Source organism: Streptomyces sp. OfavH-34-F, assembly GCF_022347745.1.
Lineage (GTDB): Bacteria > Actinomycetota > Actinomycetes > Streptomycetales > Streptomycetaceae > Streptomyces.
The window spans coordinates 1-18,821 of sequence record NZ_JAKRGC010000116.1 but is presented as its reverse complement, the minus strand read 5'-3'; the positions used below and the strand labels follow the sequence as shown (position 1 = coordinate 18,821).

The window sequence follows — 18,821 nt, the reverse complement described above, 5'->3', positions numbered from 1 at the left end:
CCGGGGAAATCCTCTCGGTGCGCACAGAGATCCATCCCACGTACGAGCCCGACCCCTGGCCGGCCCCAGCCGCCAGGCGGCTGACCAGCTGAAACGCTCGTGCCCCTTTAGACACACTGTCTGGCGTCACCGTGCTGGGTTACGACGACCAGCTCGTCGAGATCGAGGCCGTGGCCGCCGTACTCGACGCGTAGCCGCCGCCCGTCCCCCGGGGCCGGGCGCCCTCACCCCGGCAGTGCCGTCAGGGTGAGGAACTCGCCGCGGGAGCGGGCGTCCGTGCGCAGGAGGCCCAGGAGGGTGGAGGTCATCGTGGTCGTGCCGGTGGCCTGGACGCCGCGCAGGGTCATGCAGGTGTGTTCGGCCTGGATGACCACCCCGACGCCCTTCGGCTCCAGCTGGGTCTGCAGCCAGTCCGCGACCTGCTTGGTCAGGCGCTCCTGGACCTGGGGGCGGCAGGCGAAGTGTTCGAGTATGCGGGCGAGTTTGGACAGGCCCAGGATGCGCCGGCCGGGCAGGTACCCGATGTGGGCGGTGCCCGTGAAGGGCAGCAGGTGGTGCTCGCACACCGAGCGCAGCGGGATGCTGCGGGCCAGGACCAGCTCGTCGTACCCCTCGTCGTTCGGGAACGTCGTCAGGTCGAACGGGCGGGGCGTGAAGAGTTCCGCGTAGGCGCGGGCCATCCGGCCGGGCGTGCCGCGCAGGCTCTCCGACTCGGTGCTGATGCCGAGGGCCCGCAGGAACTGGCCGGCGGCCTGCTCGGCGGCCACCAGGTCTGCGGCCCGCCCGCCCGGCACCACGCGCAGGGGCGTCGGCGGGGGCGGTACGGCGACGGGCTGCTGGACCATGTCAGTTGCCCCCGGCCCCGAGGGCGCTCAGCAGCACCAGGACCACCGTCACCACGGCGAACAGGCCGTGCGCGAGGACCACGGCGACCGGGAAGTTCCGCTCGGCCGGCCCGTCCTGCACCGGCCCGTCCTGCACCGGGCCGTTCGCGGCGGCCGTCCGTGCGCGGTGCACGGGAATCCAGCGGGCCAGCATGACGAACCCGAGCAGCGCGACCGGTACCAGCAGCGCGAAGGCGATCCAGGCCAGCGTGTCCTTGTCGGCGACGAGGTAGGCGATCCAGACGACGAGGCCGATCGCGGCGAGCGCGAAGTGGCCGAAGACGACGGGGACCGGCAGATGGCTGTTGCCGCTGCGGGCGCCCCCGCGGGCGAGCCAGGTGCCGAGCATGTAGAAGCCGCCGAGAGCGGTGATCACCCAGGTGACCAGTGCGGCGATGTCCATGGGAACTCCAGGGGGAGAGAAGGGAGGTGCGGGGGTCCTGCGGAACGCGGTCGGTCAGCCGGTGGGACGCGCCGGGGTGAACCCCTCGGCCTGGTCCGTCTCGTCCGCGACCCGTACGCCGTAGCGGAAGGCGAGCTTGCCGCCCAGCCACCCGCCGGCGCCGAGCACGGCGAAGGAGACGGCGGCGAGGGCGAGCCGGCCGTCGCCGACCGGGCCCGACGGGCCGGAACCGGCGTGCCGCCACAGGAAGTTGCCGGCGTAGGCGGCGGTCACCAGCACGTTCAGCGTCATGTGGAGCAGGCCCACCCGGAAGGCCCGCGTGCCGGTGGGAATGGCGAACAGGTCCAGGCAGCCGACCAGCGCGGCGGCCAGGGCGCCGATCACCCCGAGGGCGATCAGCCACATCGAGCCACGCGCCAGGAACGCCGGGTCGTCCGCGAACCGGGAGGCGATGTCGAAGACCAGGCTGCCGGTCCACGCCCCGATGGGAACGCTCACCAGCATCGGATGGAACGGATGCCCGTACGGGCCGGCCAGAGCGGCGCTCACGGGCCGCTTGGCCTGATGCGGCTGGGCCATCGGGCCCACCTCCTTATTTTCGCCAACGAATATTGGTCTTATTCGGGGGCACGGTCAAGTCCGCAGACCAGAGCCCGTGCGGCCGCTCGGTCCACGCGCCTCGGCGTACGGTGAAGGGGTGACCTCCGACATGACCCCGCCGGCCTCCCCCGACGACGCCGCGATCGACTCCCTGAGCGCGCTGGGCGAGGGCACGCGGCGGCAGATGTTCTCCTTCATCCGCCGCGCCCACCGGCCCGTCACCCGCGACGAGGCCGCCGCCGAGGCGGGCATATCGCGCAAGCTCGCGGCCTTCCACCTCGACAAACTCGTCGACGCCGGCCTGCTGCGCGCGCGTTACGGCTCACCCACCGGCGTCCGCAAGGTCGGCCGCCAGCCCAAGGTGTACGAACCCACCGACACGCCCATCCGGGTGAGCATCCCGGACCGCCGCCACGAACTCCTCGCCGATCTGCTGATCCAGGCCGTTGTCACCGAGGGCGCGGACGAGACGGCCGTGCAGGCGGCGATGCGCACGGCGGGCCGGCGGGGCGAGGAACTCGGCGAGGAGGAACGGGCCCGGCTGCCGCACGGAGATCCCGGCGCCGAACGCGGCCTGCCCCTGTGCGAACGCATGCTCGACGGGCACGGCTTCGAGCCCACCCGCGAGGGTTCCGACCGGCTGCGGCTGAGCAACTGCCCCTTCCACCCACTCGCCCAGCAGGCCCCCGACCTGGTCTGCGGCATGAACCACGCCTTCCTCACGGGATACCTGAGAGGACTCCAAGCCCCCGCCGTCGAGGCCGTCCTGGCCCCCCGCCCCGGCGAGTGCTGCGTCGAGATCCGGCAGGCCCCGGCCGACGACGACACCGGTACGATCAACGGTTCATGAGCCCCGAACAGCCCTCGCCCACCGCCCCCTGGCTGTACGACAGGTCCGGGGCGCGCTACCCCCTGGACGACCCGCGCTGGCGCGGCGAGGACGGCGGCCCGCTCGCCGTGAGCGCCCTGCCCGGTCTGCGCCCCGAGCAGATCGACACCGCCGAACGCTCCCTGTGGCGCTACCACGCGGCCCTGCCCGTCCCGGCCGACCGCCGGGTGAGCCTGGGCGAAGGGTGTACGCCGATGGTTCCGCTCGACTGGGCCGGCCGGCGCGTCCACTTCAAGCTGGAGTGGTTCAACCCGACGTCCAGCTTCAAGGACCGGGGCGTGTCGGTGATGATCTCCCACCTCGCGGCGCTCGGCGTCGAACGCGTCCTGGAGGACAGCTCGGGCAACGGCGGCGCCTCGGTCGCCGCGTACGCCGCCGCGGCCGGCCTCCGCGCCCGGATCATCGTCCCGGCGGCCACCTCGGCGGCCAAGGTCCTCCAGGCCCGCGCCTGCGGAGCCGAGATCGAACGCGTGCACGGCACCCGCGACGAGGTCGCGGACGAGGCGGTCCGGCAGGCGCGGCAGATCCCGTACGCCAGCCACAACTGGCACCCGATGTTCCTCCAGGGCACCAAGACCGTCGCCTACGAGATGTGGGAGTCACTCGGCTTCACCGCCCCCGACAACGTGGTCCTCGTCGCCGGGGCCGGCAGCAACGTCATCGGTTGCGACCTCGCCTTCGGCGAACTCCTCGCCGCCGGCCAGATCGAGCGGCGCCCGCGCCTGTTCGTCGGACAGCCCGAGCACTGGGCGACCATCGCCGACACGTTCAACGGCCTTGACCCGGACCGCCGGGGCGAGCGCCTGCCGACGATCGCCGAGGGCGCGTCCATCGCCCGCCCGGTCCGGCTGCCCGAGGCGGTGGAGGCCATCCGCCGCTCCGGCGGCGCCGCGTACGCCGTCCCCGAGGCCGAGATCCACAGCGCGGTCCGGGCCCTGAGCGCCCGCGGCCTGTACGCCGAACCGACCAGCGGCGTCGCGGCCGCGGCGCTCGACCACTTCATCGCCACGGGGGACATCGCCCCCGGCGAGACGACCGTCGTCGTCCTCACCGGCTCGGGGCTGAAGTCCGCCGAAAGCATGGCCACGGTGTTCGGCGGAGCCGGAGCCGGAGCCGGAGCCGAAGCCGGAGCCGGAGCCGAAGCCGAAGCCGACGCCGGGTAGGGCGCCGAGGGGTCGCGCGGCACGCGCTGACGGGGTGGTGCGGGCTGCACCCCGATCCGGGTGCGCGGACCACCGCCCCACCCGCCCGCGCCGGGCAGCATGGAGGAGACGGCGCGGGGGACCGCGGGACGCGGAGCACGGAGTGGAGTGGGATTCGCATGGCACGTTCGACCGACTACGACGGGGAGCCCGCCTCCCGGACGACCGGCACGGCATGGTTCGTGCCCCCGCTGCTGGTGTTCCTCATGGGCGCCATGCTCACGTCCGTGATCTCGCACGCCGTGGACGGCGGTACGCACACCGCCGTGATGAGCGCGGGATTCACCCTGGACGCGATCGCGGTCGTCTGGGCGGTCGTCCGCCGCCGGCGCTCCACCGGCTGAGCGGACGGCCGGGGCGCCCGGCCCCTACGGGGCGACGCCGCTGCCCACGTAGGCGAGGACCGCCAGCACCCGGCGGTGGACGCTGGTGTCCTCCTGCGGCAGGTCCAGCTTGTCGAAGATCCCCCGGATGTGCTTGCCGACCGCCCGTTCCGTGACGAACAGCCGCTCCGCGATGGCCGCGTTGGCCAGCCCCTGGGCCATCAGCCCCAGCACCTCGTGCTCGCGCGCGGTCAGCACCTCCAGCGAGTTCGTCGACGCCTTCTGCCGGAAGATCTCGTCGACCACCTCCGGGTCGAGCGCGGTGCCGCCCTCCCTGATGCGCTCCAGCGCCTCCAGGAACTGCTCCACCCTGCCCACCCGGTCCTTGAGCAGATAGCCGATCCCGCGTGCGCCCAGGGCCAGCAGCTCCGCGGCGTAGGCCTGTTCCACGTACTGCGACAGGACGAGCAGGGGCAGCCCGGGAAACTCCCGCCGGGCCGCGACGGCCGCGCGCAGCCCCTCGTCACGGAAGCTCGGCGGCAGCCGCACGTCCAGGACCGCCGCGTCCGGCCGGGTACGGCGCAGGGCGGGCAGGATCTCGGGCTCCGCCACGCACGTGGCCGCCACCTCGTGGCCGTTGTGGGTCAGCAGCAGCGTCAGACCCTCCCGGAGCAGCGCGTTGTCCTCCGCGATCAGAACCCGCATGGCAGCTCCACCCTCATCCTCGTCGGCCCCCCGGCCGGGCTGGTGAACTCGGTCGTGCCGTCCAGCGCCGCGACCCGGCGGCGTATGCCGAGCAGCCCGCTCCCGCCGTACTCCCCGGCCCCGCCGCGCCCGTTGTCGGTGACGACGACCCGCAGCGACCCGGCGGCCCGCGTGAAGCGTACCGAGGCGTGGGTCGCCCCACTGTGCTTGCGGATGTTCGTCAGGCACTCCGCGACCACGAAGTACACCGCCGCCTCCACGGCCGCCGGCAGCCGGTGACCGTTCTCCACCGCCGACAGGTTCGTCTCCACCGGGATGCCCGCGGAAACGACGAGCGTGCGCACCGCCCCGGCCAGACCGCGATCGGTGAGGACGGGCGGATGCACCGTACGGACGATGCCGCGCAGCGCCGCGAGCGTGGCGTCGATCTCCTCCTGCGCCTCGGCCAGCCACCGTGCCGCCGTGTCCGGGTCGCGCCCCACCTGCTGGCGGGCCAGCCCGACGCGCATGGACAGCGCCACGAGCTGGGCCTGGACCCCGTCGTGCAGATCGCGTTCGATGCGGCGCAGTTCGGCGCTGTGGGACTCCATCGCCCCCGCCCGCGACTCGGACAGCTCCGCGACCCGCTGGCCGAGCCTGGCCGACGCGGACGGCCTGAGCAGCACGGCCGTCCACCGGGCCTGGGCGTCCGCCAGCGCCTCGAACACCGGCAGCAGCAGGGCGCGCGGAGGCTGCGGCGTGCTACCGGCGCGGCGTACGACGGCCGCCGTGCCGTCCACCAGCAGCGCCACCGGCCACAGCACCAGCGCGAGCGCGCCGAACCCGATGACGCTGACGGTCGCGAACGGCAGCCAGAGCGCGTCGCGCCAGGTACCGGGATCGGTGAGCGCCAGGCGCACCCGGTCGCCGGGCGACCCGTCCAGCGGCAGGTACAGCTCCCCGATCGGCTCGCCCAGCCGGGCACCGGCGCGGACGCGTTCGTGACCGGCGAACCGGCGCAGCGCCCGCACGATCTCCGGCCAGGCCGGCGCCCCGATGAGGCACACGGTGAAGAACACCCCGGCGGGCACCGCGACGCAGCCCAGGAACGCGCCCATGGCCACCGGCAGGCCGGAGAACAGATACCAGGAAGCCTGCCGGGCCCGCCGCAACCGGCCGGATAAGTAGCCCATGGGGCCACCGTAGTCGGGGGCGCGTCCACCGTCGGTGGGCCGTACGTGCCGGTCCCGGTGGGGCCGGCTGAACCCGGCGGGGGGTGCGTGCGACACCGTGCGACACCGCGACACCGCGCCACCGTGCGACCCCGCGACACCGTGCGCCCCGTCGCCTCACCGGCTCACGTCAGCACCAGCCACCGCCGGCCGTCCGCGAGTTCCCGGGCCGCGTCGAGGTGCCCGGCGTGGCATGCGGTCTCGGTGATGACGTGGAGCAGCACGTCCCGGACCGTGTGCAGATGCGGGTCGCCGAAGAGGTGGTGGGGCCACCAGGCCAGCGGCGTGCCGGGGTCCGCCGCGGCGACCGCAGCGTCGGCGCGGTCCGCCTCCGCGCGGTACCGGTCCAGGACCTCGGTGTGCGGCATAGCGGGGTCCACCTGCCAGGCGTCGTCGATGTCGTCGAGGGACGCGATGACGGCGGCATCGCCGGCGAGGACCGCCTGGAACCAGAACCGCTCCACATCGAGCGCGAGGTGCCGGACGAGCCCCAGGCAGCTCCACCCGGACGGCAGCGCGGGCCGGCGCAGGGCCTCGGGAGACAGGCCGTCGAGTATGCCCAGGACGTGGCGGCGCTGTGCCTCCAGCGCGGACAGCAGGGCCCGGATCTCGGCGTTCGCCGCGGGCGGGGTGGTCGTGGTCATGGTGGGGTCTCCCGAAGGTTGGCGGCCCGGACACCGACGACGCCGAACCGGCGGGGACCGCCGTCGTGGTTGATCAGCAGTATGAACTCCGCCGCGTCACGGCCTCGTTGCCGGGTCGACCGGCCGGCCACGCCTCGCGAAAGGAGGTCAGTCCACCCACACGACCACCGCCATCCCCTTCACCGCGGCGACGTCGAAGAAGCTCCGGAGCAGGGCGAAGTGGTCCGAGAGGTACACGGCCGGGTCGTCCGTGAATCCGGGGAAGCCGCCCGCCCGGCGGTAGGCGGGAAGCGCGGTGAGCACCGGGCCGAGGTCCATCGCCGCCAGGGCCCGGGCCAGCTCCGTCACCGCTGCGGGGGACAGCAGGGAGGGCGGGCCGTCGATGCGGTCGTAGACCTCGGCGTGGTCGAGGAAGGAGACCGGGGCGCTGCCGTCGCCGTGGACGCACCGGGCGAGGACGGCGATGTCCGGCGACTCCGGACGCGTCCGCCGGTAGAGGGCGAGGAGTTCCCACACGGCCCAGTCGAGGTCCAGCAGGTCGTCCGGCGGCGGATTCCAGCGCGGGTTCCCGTCCGGCGCGGCGGCTGCGGTCTCCCGGCACCGGTCCAGGTACCGCTGCGTGACGCGCGCCAGCTGCTGAGTCAGGGCCATGCGCCGCAGTATGGCGCCCCGCCGACCGCGTCACGCGCCCGGGTCGGCTCCCGGCCGCAGGACCGCTCCCGGCTGCGGGAGCCGGATGGCCGGATGACCGAAACACGCAGGTGACGACGGGGTGTCAGATGGCTGAAACACGCAGGTGGCGACGGGATGTCAGGTGGCCGAAACGCTGCCCCTGACGCTCCGACAGCAACCGCTGTGAGCAACCTCTCCAGGGCGAGATGCCGCGAACGCCCCGTATCCACCCGATGGATCGCGACCCTCGCGGAAACAGATGATCCAAAAGCTGGGCTCCACCCCCGACAGCACGCGTATTCGAGGCACAATCGCCCCGTCCCGGGCACGTCGTCCCCCGAAGAGGTGCCCTTCCCGCTGTCTTGGAGTGCCGTCATGTCCGCCCCGCTCGCCTCGCCACCCGCCGCTCCCGGCGCCTCTCCCGCCGGGCGACTTCCGGCCGTCATGCTCATGGCCGGAAGTTGTCTGCCCGTCCTCGGCGCGGTGCTCCTCGCCCCGGTCCTTCCCCGGATGCAGGACCACTTCGAGGACGTACCGGGCAGCGAGGCGCTCGTCCCGGTCGTGCTCACCGTCCCCGCCCTCGCCCTCGCGCTGCTGGCGCCCTTCGCGGGGATGATCGTCGACCGGCTCGGCCGCAAGCGCCTGCTGGTCATCGCGACCGCCCTGTACGCGGTGTTCGGGACGGCCCCGCTGTGGCTGGAGTCGCTCCACGCCATCCTGATCAGCCGGGTCCTCGTCGGCATAGCCGAGGCGGCCATCATGACCGCCTGCACCACCCTCATCGGCGACTACTACAGCGGCGAACTCCGGGACCGCTACCTCGCCCTGCAAACGATGTGCGCGGCCGCGTCGGCCACCGTCTTCTTCGTGCTCGGCGGCGCGCTCGGGGCCGCCGACTGGCGCGCGCCCTTCTGGCTGTACGCCGTCGGCCTGCTCGTCGCGCCGCTCATGGCCCGCATCCTTCCCGCACCGCTGCCGCCCGCCGCCGACGCGGAGGCGGAGGCGCAGGCGGCGCCCCCGCAGCGCCCGTTCCCGGTCCGGCGCATGGCGGGCATCTGCCTCCTCACGGTCTTCGGCGCCGTGGTCTTCTACACCGTCCCGGTCGAGATGGCGTACCTCCTCGACGACCTGGGGACCGACTCCACCGCCACCATCGGCGCCGTCACCGCGGTGGCCAGCGCCGCCACGGTCCTCGGCTCGGTCCTCTTCACCCGCCTCTCCCCGGACCGCCGCCACCGCCTGCCGGTGCTGTTCGCGCTGTGTGCCGCGGGCTTCGTGCTGATGGGCCTCGCGAACGGCCTCCCGCTCCTGATCGCCGGCGCCGTCCTCAACTGCGTCGGCACCGGCCTGCTGCTGCCCGCGCTGGTCACCAAGGGCATGTCCCTCCTCCAGTACGAGGACCGGGGCCGCGGCATGGGCTTGTGGACCGCGGCCTTCTTCCTCGGCGAGTTCCTCTGCCCGCTCGTCCTCCTGGCCGCCAAGCGGCCCGCGGGCAGCCTCGCCACCGCCGTCGCCCTCCTCGGCGCGGCCACGGCCCTCATGGCCGTCGCCCTCTTCACCGCGTCCCGCACCCGCGCCGCCGGGAGCGCCCGGGGATGACCCGAACGCGGCGGGGTCAGAACACCGACAGCCCCGTGAGGGTGGTGAAGAGGTCCAGCGCCGCCACTCCCGCCACCGAGTTGCCCCGCTCGTCCAGGCCGGGGCTCCACACGCACAGGGCGCAGCGGCCGGGGACGACGGCGATGATGCCGCCGCCCACGCCGCTCTTGCCGGGCAGGCCGACGCGGTAGGCGAAGTCGCCGGCGGCGTCGTAGGTGCCGCAGGTCAGCATCACGGCGTTGACCTGCTTGGCCTGGCTGCGGGTCAGCAGCCGGGTGCCGTCGGCGCGCGTGCCGTGCCGGGCCAGCAGGGTCGCCGCCAGCGCGAGGTCGGCGCAGGAGGCCGTCACCGAGCACTGGCGGAAGTACTGGTCGAGCAGGAGCGGTACGGGGTTGTCGATGTTGCCGTAGGAGGCCATGAAGTGGCCGAGGGCGGCGTTGCGGTCGCCGTACGCGGCCTCCGAGGCGGCGACCTCGGGGTCGAAGTCGAGATCCTGGTTGCCGCTCTCGGCACGCAGCAGCCGCAGCAGCTCGCCCGCCGCGTCACCGGTACGGGTGTGGAGGCGGTCGGTGACGACCAGGGCGCCCGCGTTGATGAACGGGTTGCGCGGAATGCCGCTCTCGTACTCCAGCTGTATCAGGGAGTTGAACGGGTTGCCGGAGGGTTCGCGGCCCACGTGCTCCCACAGCGCGTCGCCCTCGTGGGCGAGGTCCAGGGCCAGGGTGAAGACCTTGGTGATGGACTGCGCGGAGAACGGCTCGCGCCACTCGCCCACCCCGTGCACGGTGCCGTCCAGCTCGGCGACCGCCATGCCGAAGGCGCGCGGGTCGCGGGCGGCGAGCGCCGGTATGTAGTCGGCCGACCGCCCCCGGCCGGGGGTCCGCGCGATCTCCTCGGCAATCCGTTCCAGAACCTGCTGGTAGTCCGTCGTCGATGTCACGGCGCCCATTGTGCTCACCGGCGCCCCCGGGGCCGCGACGAGGTCCGGGGCGCCGCTCAGTCCGTCACCGGTACGCACTCCGCGAGCAGGTCGAGGACGTCCCGCCAGGCCCGCCGCGCGTGCAGGGGGTGGTGGCCGACGCCGGGGAGCACGGTGTGCTCGACGGGCGGATGGTGGAACGCGTGCAGGGCGCCGCCGTAGACGGTGAAGCGCCAGTCGACGCCGCCCTCCCGCATCTCCGCGGCGAACGCCTCCCGCAGCGCGGGCGGCATGATCGGGTCCTCCGACCCGACCCCGGCCCAGACGGGACAGCGGATGCGTGCCGCCTCGCCGGGCCGGCCGGTGGTCAGTCCGTTGACGGTCGCGATCGCGCGCAGACCGGCACCGTCGCGCCCGAGTTCGACCGCGATCGCGCCGCCGGTGCCGTAGCCGATGGCGGCGATCCGGCCGGGATCGGTGCGCGGTTCGGCCCGCAGCACGTCGAGCGCCGCGCGGCCGATGCCCCGCATCCGGCCGGGATCGTCCAGCAGTGGCAGACAGCGGGCCAGCATCTCGTCCGGGTCGTCCAGGTAGGGCCCGCCGTGGAGGTCGAAGGCCAGCGCCACGTACCCCAGCTCGGCCAGCGCCTCGGCGCGGCGCCGCTCGACGTCGCCGAGCCCCATCCCCTCGGGCCCGATCAGGACCGCCGGCCGCCGCCCGGTTCCGGCCGGGAGCGCGAGGTGGCCGCGCATCGTCAGATCGTCGGCCGGGTACGCGACCGTACGGGTGGTGACCGTTGTCATACGGCCCGACGTTAACGAACGCCACGCCCGTCCGGGCCGGCGTTCACCGACGGCAGACAGCCCCGCCCCGGCGACCCGGAAGACGGCCGCCCCCCGCCCCGCAGATCCGCCCCGCTCAGCCGAGGGGCGGATGCAGCTCGGGGCGGGCCTCCCACCAGTCCTGGAAGAACGCGTTGGCCGGAACGTCGTCGAGGTAGGCACGGGCCGCCGCCCGGAACAGCAGGCCGGCGCGCTCCTCGGAGACCGCGGCCCGGTTCCAGGCGATCCGGATGCGGCCGATGACCGGGTCGCCGGCCAGCGGGCGCAGCACCGTGCCCTCGACGTACCGCGAGGTCGGCTGGCACAGCGAGACGGCCCGTCCGGCGGCGAGCAGTTCCCAGCGCATCCTGCGGTCGGCGATCCGGTAGCGCAGCTTCGGAGTGAACCCGGCCCGGCGGCAGGCGTCGATCATGGCCTCGGGCCCGCCGTCGCCGTCGTCGGTCAGCGCCGTCCACGTCTCGTCCGCCAGATCGGCGAGTTCGATCCGCTCCTGCCCGGCCAGCGGATGGGAGGCCGACAGGCGTACGCACGCCGGTTCCTTCGGCACGAGGGTGCGGGCCGACACCCCGTCGGGGAGCTGCACCTCGTGGTCGGCGACCTCCCCGTACAGGATCGCGTCGTACTGTCCCGCACCGAGCATGCGGCTGAGCGCGGTCGCCGAGTGTTCGATGGTGATGTCGGCCTCCTGGCCGGGCAGTTCCCGCTCCAGGTGTGCGAACAGCCGGTCCACCAGGACGAGCAGGATGCAGCCGAGCCGCAGCACCGGATGGGGGGCGGTGGCGCGCGTGCCGGCGGTCAGCACATCCATCTCGCCGAGTACCCGGCGGGCCGCCGACAGTACGAAGTCGCCCAGCGGCGTCGGTTCGACCCCGTGCCTGCTGCGGACGAACAGTTCCCCGCCCGCGACCCGTTCGACCCGGCGCAGCTGTGCCGAGAGAGCCGGCTGGGACACTCCGAGCCGGGCCGCCGCCCGCCCCAGACTTCCCGCCTCCGATATCTGGAGGACGGCTTCCAGATGCCTCAGCTCAAGCTGCATTTTCCCAGCATATGCGCGTAGGGCAGGCGACTTGAAGGGTTCCGGTGGGGCGATCCATAACACCGGTCTTATGGGCGGTGGGATGACCCGTCATGGCATGTGCACATCCATACTCGGCGCATCCCCAACCCCCCTGAGCAACCGGAGCAGAAGTGCGACCCACCAGACTCACGGCGGCCCTGGCCGCCCTCGCCCTGACGGCGGGCCTCGCCGGCACTCTCGCGTCCACCACCACCGCCGCCGCGGCCGACCGGGGCACCGGCGCCCGCGGCCAGCTGCGCCACGGCGCCCTGGAAGCCGCGCTCACCCCGGCCCAGAGCAAGGCGCTCCTCCGGGGCGCCGAGGACAGGACGGCCGACACCGCCCGCACCCTCGGCCTCGGCCCCGAGGAGAAACTGGTCGTCCAGGACGTCGTCAAGGACAACGACGGCACCCTGCACACGCGCTACGAGCGCACCTACGCCGGCCTGCCCGTCCTCGGCGGCGACCTGGTCGTGCACACCCCGCCCGCCGCCGACGCGTCCGGCACGGTCGGCACCACCTTCAACACCGGGCACAGGATTCGCGTCCCCTCCACCACGGCCACCCTGACCAAGGCGGAGGCCGAGACCAAGGCGCTCGGGACGGCCCGCACGCTGGACGCCCGGCAGCCCGCCGCCGAAAGCGCCCGCAAGGTCGTCTGGGCCGGCTCCGGCACCCCGAAACTGGCCTGGGAGACCGTGATCGGCGGCTTCCAGGACGACGGCACCCCGAGCCGCCTCCACGTCGTCACCGACGCGGACACCGGCAAGGAGATCACCCGCTACCAGGACATCAAGACCGGCACCGGCAACACCCAGTACAGCGGCACCGTCGGCCTGGACACCACCCGTTCCGGCTCGACGTACCAGCTCCACGACACCACGCGCGGCGGCCACAAGACCTACAGCCTCAACAACGCCACCTCCGGCTCCGGCACCCTGATGACCGACGCCGACGACGTCTGGGGCACCGGCTCGGGCTCCGGCACCCAGACCGCGGGCGCGGACGCCGCCTACGGCGCCCAGGAGACCTGGGACTTCTACAAGGACACGTTCGGCCGCAGCGGCATCCGCAATGACGGCGTCGCCGCCCCCTCGCGCGTCCACTACGGCAACGCGTACGTGAACGCGTACTGGGACGACAGCTGCTTCTGCATGACCTACGGGGACGGCTCCGGCAACACCCACGCGCTGACCTCGCTGGACATAGCCGGCCACGAGATGAGCCACGGCGTCACCTCCAACACCGCCGGACTCACCTACAGCGGGGAGTCCGGCGGCCTCAACGAGGCCACCTCGGACATCTTCGGCACGGGCGTGGAGTTCTACGCCGACAACAGCACGGACGCCGGCGACTACCTCGTGGGCGAGAAGGTCGACATCAACGGCAACGGTTCGCCGCTCCGCTACATGGACAAGCCCAGCAAGGACGGCAACTCCAAGGACAGCTGGTACTCCGGCCTCGGCAACCTCGACGTGCACTACTCCTCGGGCCCCGCGAACCACATGTTCTACCTGCTCGCCGAGGGCAGCGGCACCAAGACCATCAACGGCGTGACCTACAACAGCCCGACCGCCGACGGCGTCGCCGTCACCGGCATCGGCCGCGACGCCGCCCTCAAGATCTGGTACAAGGCGCTGACGACGTACATGACGTCCGGCACCGACTACGCCGGCGCCCGCACCGCCGCCCTCAACGCCGCCACCGCGCTCTACGGCGCCGACTCCGCCCAGTACGCGGCCGTCGGCAACGCCTTCGCCGCCATCAACGTCGGCGGCCACATCACCCCGCCGAGCAGCGGCGTGACCGTCACCGACCCCGGCAGCCAGTCCTCCGCCGTCGACGCCCCCGTCAGCCTCCAGGTCCGGGCGACCAGCACCAGCGGCGGCTCCCTGGACTACCGCGCCTCCGGCCTGCCCACCGGCCTGACGATCAACGCCTCCACCGGCGTGATCTCCGGTACGCCCACCAAGGCCGGCACCTACTCCACCACCGTCACGGTGACCGACTCCACCGGCGCCACCGGCACCGTGACCTTCACCTGGACGATCGGCACCGGCGGCGGGGGCGGTGCCTGCACCCCGGCCCAGCTGCTCACCAACCCGGGCTTCGAGTCGGGCGACACCGGCTGGACCAACAGCGGCGTCATCACCAACGACTTCCGCCAGGCGGCCCGCAGCGGCTCCTACACGGCCTGGCTCAACGGCTGGGGCTCCGCGCACACCGACACCCTGTCCCAGACGGTGACGATCCCCGTGGGCTGCAAGGCGACCCTGAGCTTCTACCTGCACATCGACACCGCCGAGTTCTACGCCGGCGTGTACGACAAGCTGACGGTCACCGCGGGGTCGAAGACCCTCGCGACGTACTCCAACGCCGACGCGGCCTACGGCTACGCCAAGAAGACCCTCGACCTGTCCGCGCTTGCCGGCCAGACCGTGACGCTCAAGTTCACCGGCATCGAGGACGCCTACCTCGCGACGAACTTCGTCGTGGACGACACCTCCCTGACGACCGGCTGAACCACCCGCACACCGAGCCGGGCAGGCCCCCTCGCCCAGGAGGGGGCCTGCCCGGTGGCGCCCGGTGTGGGACGCGAGATGTGTCAGGCGTCGCGGTGGTGACCGGGCTTGCGGCAGCCGCCCTTGTCACCCTTGTCGCCCTTGCCGCCCTGCTTGTCGCAGTCCGGCTTCGGCTTGGGCTTCGGCTTGCCGTCGGACTTGACCTTGACCTTGATGGTGGCCGTGGCCCGGTCACTGGCGATCTCGTTGCCCTGCGGGTCGGTCGCGCCGGCGCGTGCCACGTTGGTGATCCGGCACGTGACCGTGCCGTCGCCGCCCCCGCCACGGGGGCCGGTGTCCCGGCAGACGGAGACGTCGGCCCGGGTGATCCGGTAGGTGCCGGTGCACGTGGTGCTCGCGCCGGGCGCCAGCGTGGTCGCCTCGCAGGTCACCGTGGCGACCCGGTTGTCCGCGACGTGCACGTCGTGCAGTTCGGTGCTGCCGGTGTTGGTGACCGTGTACGCGTACCGGACCTCGGAGCCCACCGTGAACGGGCCGCTGGAGACGACCTTCTTGCGCAGCGTCAGATGGGGCTGCCCGACCTGGATGGTCTGGTACGTCTCCGGCGAGGTGACCGTCCCCCCGTTCGAGGTGCCGGTCGCCGTGGCGGTGTTGGTCACGGAGCCGGCCGTGCCGTCGGCCTCGGTGAGGGTGTAGGTGCCGGTGCACGTGGTGCTGTCACCGGGGCTGCCGGCCGGGGCGAGCGTGGTCGCCTCGCAGGTGATGCCCGTGACGCGGTCGTCCCGCACCGCGATGTCCGTCAGCTCCGTACCGCCGGTGTTGCGGACGGTGTACCGGTAGGTCACCGTCTGCCCGACCGCGTACGGGCCCGGGGTCTCCACGTGCTTCTCGACCTCGATGCCCGGCGTCCGCTGGATCGGCACGCTCTCCGACGAGGGCGGTGAGGCGACCGGGTTGCCGTTCGACGTGCCGTTGGCCGTCGCGGTGTTGTCGATCGTCCCGGCGGCGACGTCGGCGGGCGTCACGGTGTACGTGGCCGTGCAGGTGACGGTCTCACCGGGGGCGAGGCTGCTCACGGGGCAGGAGACCGGGCCGACCTTCGGGTCGTCGACGGTGAGATCGTCGATGGTCGTGCCGCCCGCGTTGGTGACCACGAAGTCGTACGGCACCTGCGTGCCGGCCGCGATGTCACCGGGCAGCGGCTCCCTGGCCTGCTTCACGAGGTTCAGCCGGGGCAGCGGCCGCTCGGTGCGGACCGCCACGTTGCGGATGAGGTGGGTGTCCGTGAACAGGCCGGTGGAGCCCGCGAACCCGAACTTGTACGTCGAGGGCACCGGGGTCGGCGCGGCGGTCTGGAGCACCTGCTGGGAGCCGTTGCCGTCGTTGAAGTCGATGGACACGGTGACCTGCGGGTCGGGGGCCGGGGTGATCACCACGTGCACCCGGCGGCGCGAGGGCTCCAGGTCCTGCTCGGCCTGGACGGGGTCGTCCGACACCTCGGTGGTCGGCCCCTGGAGCTGGCCGGGCAGGGTCGAGGGCCAGGGCCCGTTGGGCGAGAAGTTGCTCGTGGTGGCGGTGAGGAAGCAGTAGCCCTCGATGCCGTTGCCGGGACCGCGCAGGGTGACCATGTTGGGCCCGGGCGCGGGCACGTGGAACGTCGTTCCCGCGGGCGAGCGCTGGTCGGGCGGGCAGCCGTTGCCTCGGTGCTCCCAGTCGCCGAAGTAGTTCCCGAGGACGTCGAGTCCGACGCCCAGGTAGCCGTTGTCCACGCCGGGGATGAACTCGGCGGTCGGGTCGTCGTCGGGCAGCTTCTGCGCGTAGCCGAGGCTGCCGCCGAAGGCGCCCGGACGGGTCAGCTGGGTGTCGCCGTCGACCAGGAAGAACGAGATGCCGTCGGCGGGGGCGACGTTGCCGGTGGTGGTGCCGTACTGCCACTGGTCGAAGGTGACGTCGAGCCCTTCGGTGGCGGGCAGGGCGTGGTTGTAGAGGACGGCGCCCGACTGGTCGGGCGAGGAGTCCGTCAGCCGCAGATAGCCGTGCGGGGCGGCGTCGTTGGGCGGCTCGGGCCCGATGCCCTCCGTGCAGCCGCCGAGCGGATGGTCGCCGGGCCCCGGCAGGGCGTCCACCTCGGGGGCACCGGTCAGGCAGGCCGAACCGACCCCGGTGAAGTCCGGGGCCGTCGCCTGGGTGAACGTCTCCTCCAGGAGGAGGGTGCCGCCTTGGCGCGGCTGGGCCCGGGCGACGTCGCCCGCGCCCGGAGCCAGCAGAGGGGCGCCCACCCCGAAGGCGAGGGCGAGCGCCGCCACGGCGAACCGGGGAGGCCGTACGGGTCCGCCGAGCGGCGATGAACGTGTTCTTCGTTTCATGCGCGACATAGGTAGCAGTCACGGTGTGTGATCATCCGCTGATGGAACACGTGTCCGTGTGAAGCACCCCCCCAGCCGCATCCTGCTCCGCCGGGCGACCGTCCGGGACGGCAGGGACCGGCCGCACCCTCACCGGACCGGCTCCTGGCAGTGCCTCGCCCGGACGGGTTCACGCCCGGCGCGTTCCCCGGGGGCCGCCGCGGGAGCGGGCTAGGGTCGACGGGCACGCCGGAGACGGCGCACCGTTCCGTACCGCCCGCCGCCGTCCGTAGGGAGCGTGTCCGGCTTGGCCCGCAACCGTCGTCTGATCCTGAGCACCCCCGCCGAGGTCTGGAGCCTGCTGGCCGACGGACACCGCTACGGCGAGTGGGTGACCGGCACCCAGCGGATTCTCGCGGCGGACCCGCACTGGCCCCAGGTGGGCGCCCGGCTGCGCGTCCGCGTCGGGGCCGGCCGGCTCGTCGTGGACGACACCTGCGTCGTCCGCATCTGCGAGCCCGAGCGCCGCCTGGAACTGGAGGCGAGGGCGGAGCCGTTCGGCGCGGCCCGCATCGCGATGAGGCTGGTGCCCTGGGGCGAGGCCACCCTCTTCGTCCTCGACTGGCACGCGCTGCGAGGACCCGGCATCCGGATGCACGGCCTGCCCGTCGACTACCTCGTCGAGATCCGCAACGGCATGATGCTGACCAAGCTGGCCCGGATCGCGGTCCGGGAGCACAACCGCGCGCTCGAAGGTGCCCAGGGGTGACGCGCCCGTCCGACGACACCGCAGACCGCACGCGCGGCGAACAGCGAGGAGAGACCGTGCACCATCCCGTCATCGCCGGAATCGACGGCACGCCGGACAGCCTGCTCGCGGCCGGCTGGGCGGCCGACGAGGCCCGCCGCCGGGGCGCGCCGCTCCTGCTGCTGCACGGACACGATCCGTCCTTCCTCACCGACGCCGACACCGAACGCCGGGCCGGCGAGGAGGCCCTGGCGGGCGCCCTGGCCTGGGTGCGCGAGCACTACGAGGACGTCGAGGTCCGCGCCGAGCTGGCCGACCGGCCCGAGGCCGAACTGCTGGCGGAGCGCGGCCGGGACGCCCTGATGATCGTTGTCGGCTCCCGCCGGCCGGGGCCGGTGACCGGATTCCTCCTCGGCTCGGTCGGCCTGCGCGTGCTGAGCCGGGCCACCTGCCCCGTGGTCCTGATCCGCGGCGGCGACGTCAGCGGCCGCCCGCGCAAGGGCGAGGTCGTGGCCGGCGTCCCCGAGGAGGACCACGAGGCGGAGCCGGTCCTGGACTTCGCGTTCCGGGCGGCGGCCGCGCACGGCGTACCCCTGCGGGCGGCGCGGGCGTGGGACCTGCCCGCCATGTTCACCAACCGGTCCGGCGTCCTGGGGCTCTCCGACCGACCCGCCGAACTGGCGGAGCAGCACCGCCGGGCCCTGGTCACCCTCCTGAAACCGTGGCGCCGGCGCTACCCCGACATCTCCGTGACCGAACACGTGGAGGTGGGGTTCGCCGCCGAGATGCTGGTCTCGCTGGCGGCCGGCGCCCAGCTCCTGGTGGTCGGCCGCAGCAGGGCGGGCAGCCGGTACGTGGGCCACGTCGTCCACTCGACGCTCCACTTCGCCAACGCCCCCGTCGCCGTCGTCCCCACGAAGGAGACGCCGGCCGGCTGAGGCCGGGCCCGGCGGACGGGCGGCTCACGGGGGAGTCAGGTTGTCGGCCTGGGCGGCAAGATCGGGGTGCGTCCCGGCCAGATGGCGCCGGGTGGCGGCCAGGGGGCCGATGAGCTCGCTCGGATCGTCGTGCGCGAGGGCCGTGTGCAGCTCACCCACGGGACGGCGGGCCGCGGCCGGAAGGTCGGTGAGCGCGACGATCTGGCCGGCGAGGCGGCGCAGGTCGGCGGCGTTGTGCCGGGCCCAGCTCGCCGTGTTCCGGTCGGCGGCCCGCGCCTCGCGGGTGGCCCGCACCCGCTGCTCCCCGGTCGTGCCCGC

General features: G+C 73.4%; 18 protein-coding genes and 2 pseudogenes. 8 read left to right on the top strand and 12 right to left on the bottom strand.

The window, feature by feature from the left end:
* Positions 1-113: 113 nt before the first annotated feature.
* Positions 114-194 (top strand): annotated as a pseudogene (locus MHW47_RS18400) (RidA family protein); the annotation flags it as partial.
* Positions 195-224: 30 nt separating this feature from the next.
* Here the strand turns inward: MHW47_RS18400 and folE are convergent.
* The 3 genes from folE to MHW47_RS18385 are packed head-to-tail and all read right to left on the bottom strand — an operon-like array spanning position 225 to position 1,866.
* A complete protein-coding gene (folE, locus tag MHW47_RS18395; RefSeq protein ID WP_239224640.1) occupies positions 225-845 on the bottom strand; it encodes a GTP cyclohydrolase I FolE in 621 nt (206 codons plus the stop codon).
* A gap of 1 nt (position 846) precedes the next feature.
* Positions 847-1,287 carry a hypothetical protein gene (locus tag MHW47_RS18390; protein WP_239224638.1) on the bottom strand — a complete coding sequence of 147 codons (441 nt, stop codon included), beginning with the start codon at positions 1,285-1,287 and terminating at the stop codon, positions 847-849.
* 54 nt (positions 1,288-1,341) lie between these two features.
* Complete coding sequence (locus MHW47_RS18385) at positions 1,342-1,866, bottom strand: DUF2231 domain-containing protein (protein ID WP_239224636.1); 525 nt, start codon at positions 1,864-1,866, stop codon at positions 1,342-1,344.
* Positions 1,867-1,984: 118 nt separating this feature from the next.
* Here MHW47_RS18385 and MHW47_RS18380 point away from each other — a divergent pair, with 118 nt between their 5' ends.
* The 3 genes from MHW47_RS18380 (at position 1,985) to MHW47_RS18370 (ending at position 4,322) form a co-directional block, all read left to right on the top strand.
* On the top strand, positions 1,985-2,737 hold the full coding sequence (locus tag MHW47_RS18380; protein WP_239224634.1) for a metalloregulator ArsR/SmtB family transcription factor: 753 nt from the start codon (positions 1,985-1,987) through the stop codon (positions 2,735-2,737).
* Positions 2,734-3,939: a pyridoxal-phosphate dependent enzyme gene (locus tag MHW47_RS18375; RefSeq protein ID WP_239224632.1), complete on the top strand. Its 1,206-nt coding sequence runs from the start codon at positions 2,734-2,736 to the stop codon at positions 3,937-3,939. Before MHW47_RS18380 ends, MHW47_RS18375 begins: the two co-directional genes overlap by 4 nt.
* Positions 3,940-4,097: 158 nt before the next feature.
* The gene (locus MHW47_RS18370) at positions 4,098-4,322 is read left to right on the top strand and encodes a hypothetical protein (protein ID WP_239224630.1); all 225 of its coding nucleotides are present in this window, start codon (positions 4,098-4,100) and stop codon (positions 4,320-4,322) included.
* Positions 4,323-4,346: 24 nt separating this feature from the next.
* On the opposite strand, the gene MHW47_RS18365 is transcribed toward MHW47_RS18370, so the two are convergent.
* The 4 genes from MHW47_RS18365 to MHW47_RS18350 all read right to left on the bottom strand — a co-directional run bounded on the left by MHW47_RS18365 (position 4,347) and on the right by MHW47_RS18350 (position 7,512).
* Positions 4,347-5,006: a response regulator transcription factor gene (locus MHW47_RS18365; protein ID WP_239224628.1), complete on the bottom strand. Its 660-nt coding sequence runs from the start codon at positions 5,004-5,006 to the stop codon at positions 4,347-4,349.
* Positions 4,994-6,178 (bottom strand): sensor domain-containing protein, encoded by a 1,185-nt coding sequence (locus MHW47_RS18360; protein WP_239224627.1) that lies wholly within the window; start codon positions 6,176-6,178, stop codon positions 4,994-4,996. The genes MHW47_RS18365 and MHW47_RS18360 overlap by 13 nt, the downstream gene beginning before the upstream one ends.
* A 164-nt stretch (positions 6,179-6,342) precedes the next feature.
* Positions 6,343-6,861 carry a DUF664 domain-containing protein gene (locus tag MHW47_RS18355; protein ID WP_239224625.1) on the bottom strand — a complete coding sequence of 173 codons (519 nt, stop codon included), beginning with the start codon at positions 6,859-6,861 and terminating at the stop codon, positions 6,343-6,345.
* A 147-nt stretch (positions 6,862-7,008) separates the two neighbouring features.
* The gene (locus MHW47_RS18350) at positions 7,009-7,512 is read right to left on the bottom strand and encodes a DUF1877 family protein (RefSeq protein WP_239224624.1); all 504 of its coding nucleotides are present in this window, start codon (positions 7,510-7,512) and stop codon (positions 7,009-7,011) included.
* Positions 7,513-7,908: 396 nt separating this feature from the next.
* Here MHW47_RS18350 and MHW47_RS18345 point away from each other — a divergent pair, with 396 nt between their 5' ends.
* Complete coding sequence (locus MHW47_RS18345; protein WP_374230109.1) at positions 7,909-9,132, top strand: MFS transporter; 1,224 nt, start codon at positions 7,909-7,911, stop codon at positions 9,130-9,132.
* A 16-nt stretch (positions 9,133-9,148) separates the two neighbouring features.
* Here the strand turns inward: MHW47_RS18345 and MHW47_RS18340 are convergent, their stop codons facing one another.
* The 3 genes from MHW47_RS18340 to MHW47_RS18330 all read right to left on the bottom strand — a co-directional run bounded on the left by MHW47_RS18340 (position 9,149) and on the right by MHW47_RS18330 (position 11,929).
* Positions 9,149-10,081, bottom strand: a complete 933-nt coding sequence (locus MHW47_RS18340; protein WP_239224623.1) for a glutaminase — start codon at positions 10,079-10,081, stop codon at positions 9,149-9,151.
* Positions 10,082-10,128: 47 nt separating this feature from the next.
* Positions 10,129-10,854, bottom strand: coding sequence for a dienelactone hydrolase family protein (locus MHW47_RS18335; RefSeq protein ID WP_239224622.1), 726 nt, complete (start codon positions 10,852-10,854; stop codon positions 10,129-10,131).
* A 115-nt stretch (positions 10,855-10,969) separates the two neighbouring features.
* Entirely contained in the window at positions 10,970-11,929 is a 960-nt protein-coding gene (locus MHW47_RS18330; protein ID WP_239224621.1) for a LysR family transcriptional regulator, read from the bottom strand.
* A 152-nt stretch (positions 11,930-12,081) separates the two neighbouring features.
* Here MHW47_RS18330 and MHW47_RS18325 point away from each other — a divergent pair, with 152 nt between their 5' ends.
* Entirely contained in the window at positions 12,082-14,472 is a 2,391-nt protein-coding gene (locus MHW47_RS18325) for a M4 family metallopeptidase (RefSeq protein ID WP_239224620.1), read from the top strand.
* 83 nt (positions 14,473-14,555) lie between these two features.
* Here the strand turns inward: MHW47_RS18325 and MHW47_RS18320 are convergent, their stop codons facing one another.
* A complete protein-coding gene (locus MHW47_RS18320; protein WP_239224619.1) occupies positions 14,556-16,838 on the bottom strand; it encodes a hypothetical protein in 2,283 nt (760 codons plus the stop codon).
* Positions 16,839-17,124: 286 nt separating this feature from the next.
* On the opposite strand from MHW47_RS18320, the gene MHW47_RS18315 reads away from it, so the two are divergent.
* A complete protein-coding gene (locus MHW47_RS18315) occupies positions 17,125-17,586 on the top strand; it encodes an SRPBCC family protein (RefSeq protein ID WP_239224618.1) in 462 nt (153 codons plus the stop codon).
* On the top strand, positions 17,583-18,503 hold the full coding sequence (locus MHW47_RS35950) for a universal stress protein (protein WP_239224616.1): 921 nt from the start codon (positions 17,583-17,585) through the stop codon (positions 18,501-18,503). Before MHW47_RS18315 ends, MHW47_RS35950 begins: the two co-directional genes overlap by 4 nt.
* A 24-nt stretch (positions 18,504-18,527) precedes the next feature.
* Here MHW47_RS35950 and MHW47_RS18305 read toward each other — a convergent pair.
* A pseudogene (locus tag MHW47_RS18305) lies at positions 18,528-18,821 on the bottom strand (type III effector protein); the annotation flags it as partial.

Coding starts and splice junctions, on each gene's coding strand:
- folE (WP_239224640.1), bottom strand. CDS start 845: ATGGTCCAGCAGCCCGTCGCCGTACCGCCCCCGCCGACGCCCCTGCGC.
- MHW47_RS18390 (WP_239224638.1), bottom strand. CDS start 1,287: ATGGACATCGCCGCACTGGTCACCTGGGTGATCACCGCTCTCGGCGGC.
- MHW47_RS18385 (WP_239224636.1), bottom strand. CDS start 1,866: ATGGCCCAGCCGCATCAGGCCAAGCGGCCCGTGAGCGCCGCTCTGGCC.
- MHW47_RS18375 (WP_239224632.1), top strand. CDS start 2,734: ATGAGCCCCGAACAGCCCTCGCCCACCGCCCCCTGGCTGTACGACAGG.
- MHW47_RS18370 (WP_239224630.1), top strand. CDS start 4,098: ATGGCACGTTCGACCGACTACGACGGGGAGCCCGCCTCCCGGACGACC.
- MHW47_RS18365 (WP_239224628.1), bottom strand. CDS start 5,006: ATGCGGGTTCTGATCGCGGAGGACAACGCGCTGCTCCGGGAGGGTCTG.
- MHW47_RS18360 (WP_239224627.1), bottom strand. CDS start 6,178: ATGGGCTACTTATCCGGCCGGTTGCGGCGGGCCCGGCAGGCTTCCTGG.
- MHW47_RS18355 (WP_239224625.1), bottom strand. CDS start 6,861: ATGACCACGACCACCCCGCCCGCGGCGAACGCCGAGATCCGGGCCCTG.
- MHW47_RS18350 (WP_239224624.1), bottom strand. CDS start 7,512: ATGGCCCTGACTCAGCAGCTGGCGCGCGTCACGCAGCGGTACCTGGAC.
- MHW47_RS18345 (WP_374230109.1), top strand. CDS start 7,909: ATGTCCGCCCCGCTCGCCTCGCCACCCGCCGCTCCCGGCGCCTCTCCC.
- MHW47_RS18340 (WP_239224623.1), bottom strand. CDS start 10,081: ATGGGCGCCGTGACATCGACGACGGACTACCAGCAGGTTCTGGAACGG.
- MHW47_RS18335 (WP_239224622.1), bottom strand. CDS start 10,854: ATGACAACGGTCACCACCCGTACGGTCGCGTACCCGGCCGACGATCTG.
- MHW47_RS18330 (WP_239224621.1), bottom strand. CDS start 11,929: ATGCAGCTTGAGCTGAGGCATCTGGAAGCCGTCCTCCAGATATCGGAG.
- MHW47_RS18320 (WP_239224619.1), bottom strand. CDS start 16,838: ATGAAACGAAGAACACGTTCATCGCCGCTCGGCGGACCCGTACGGCCT.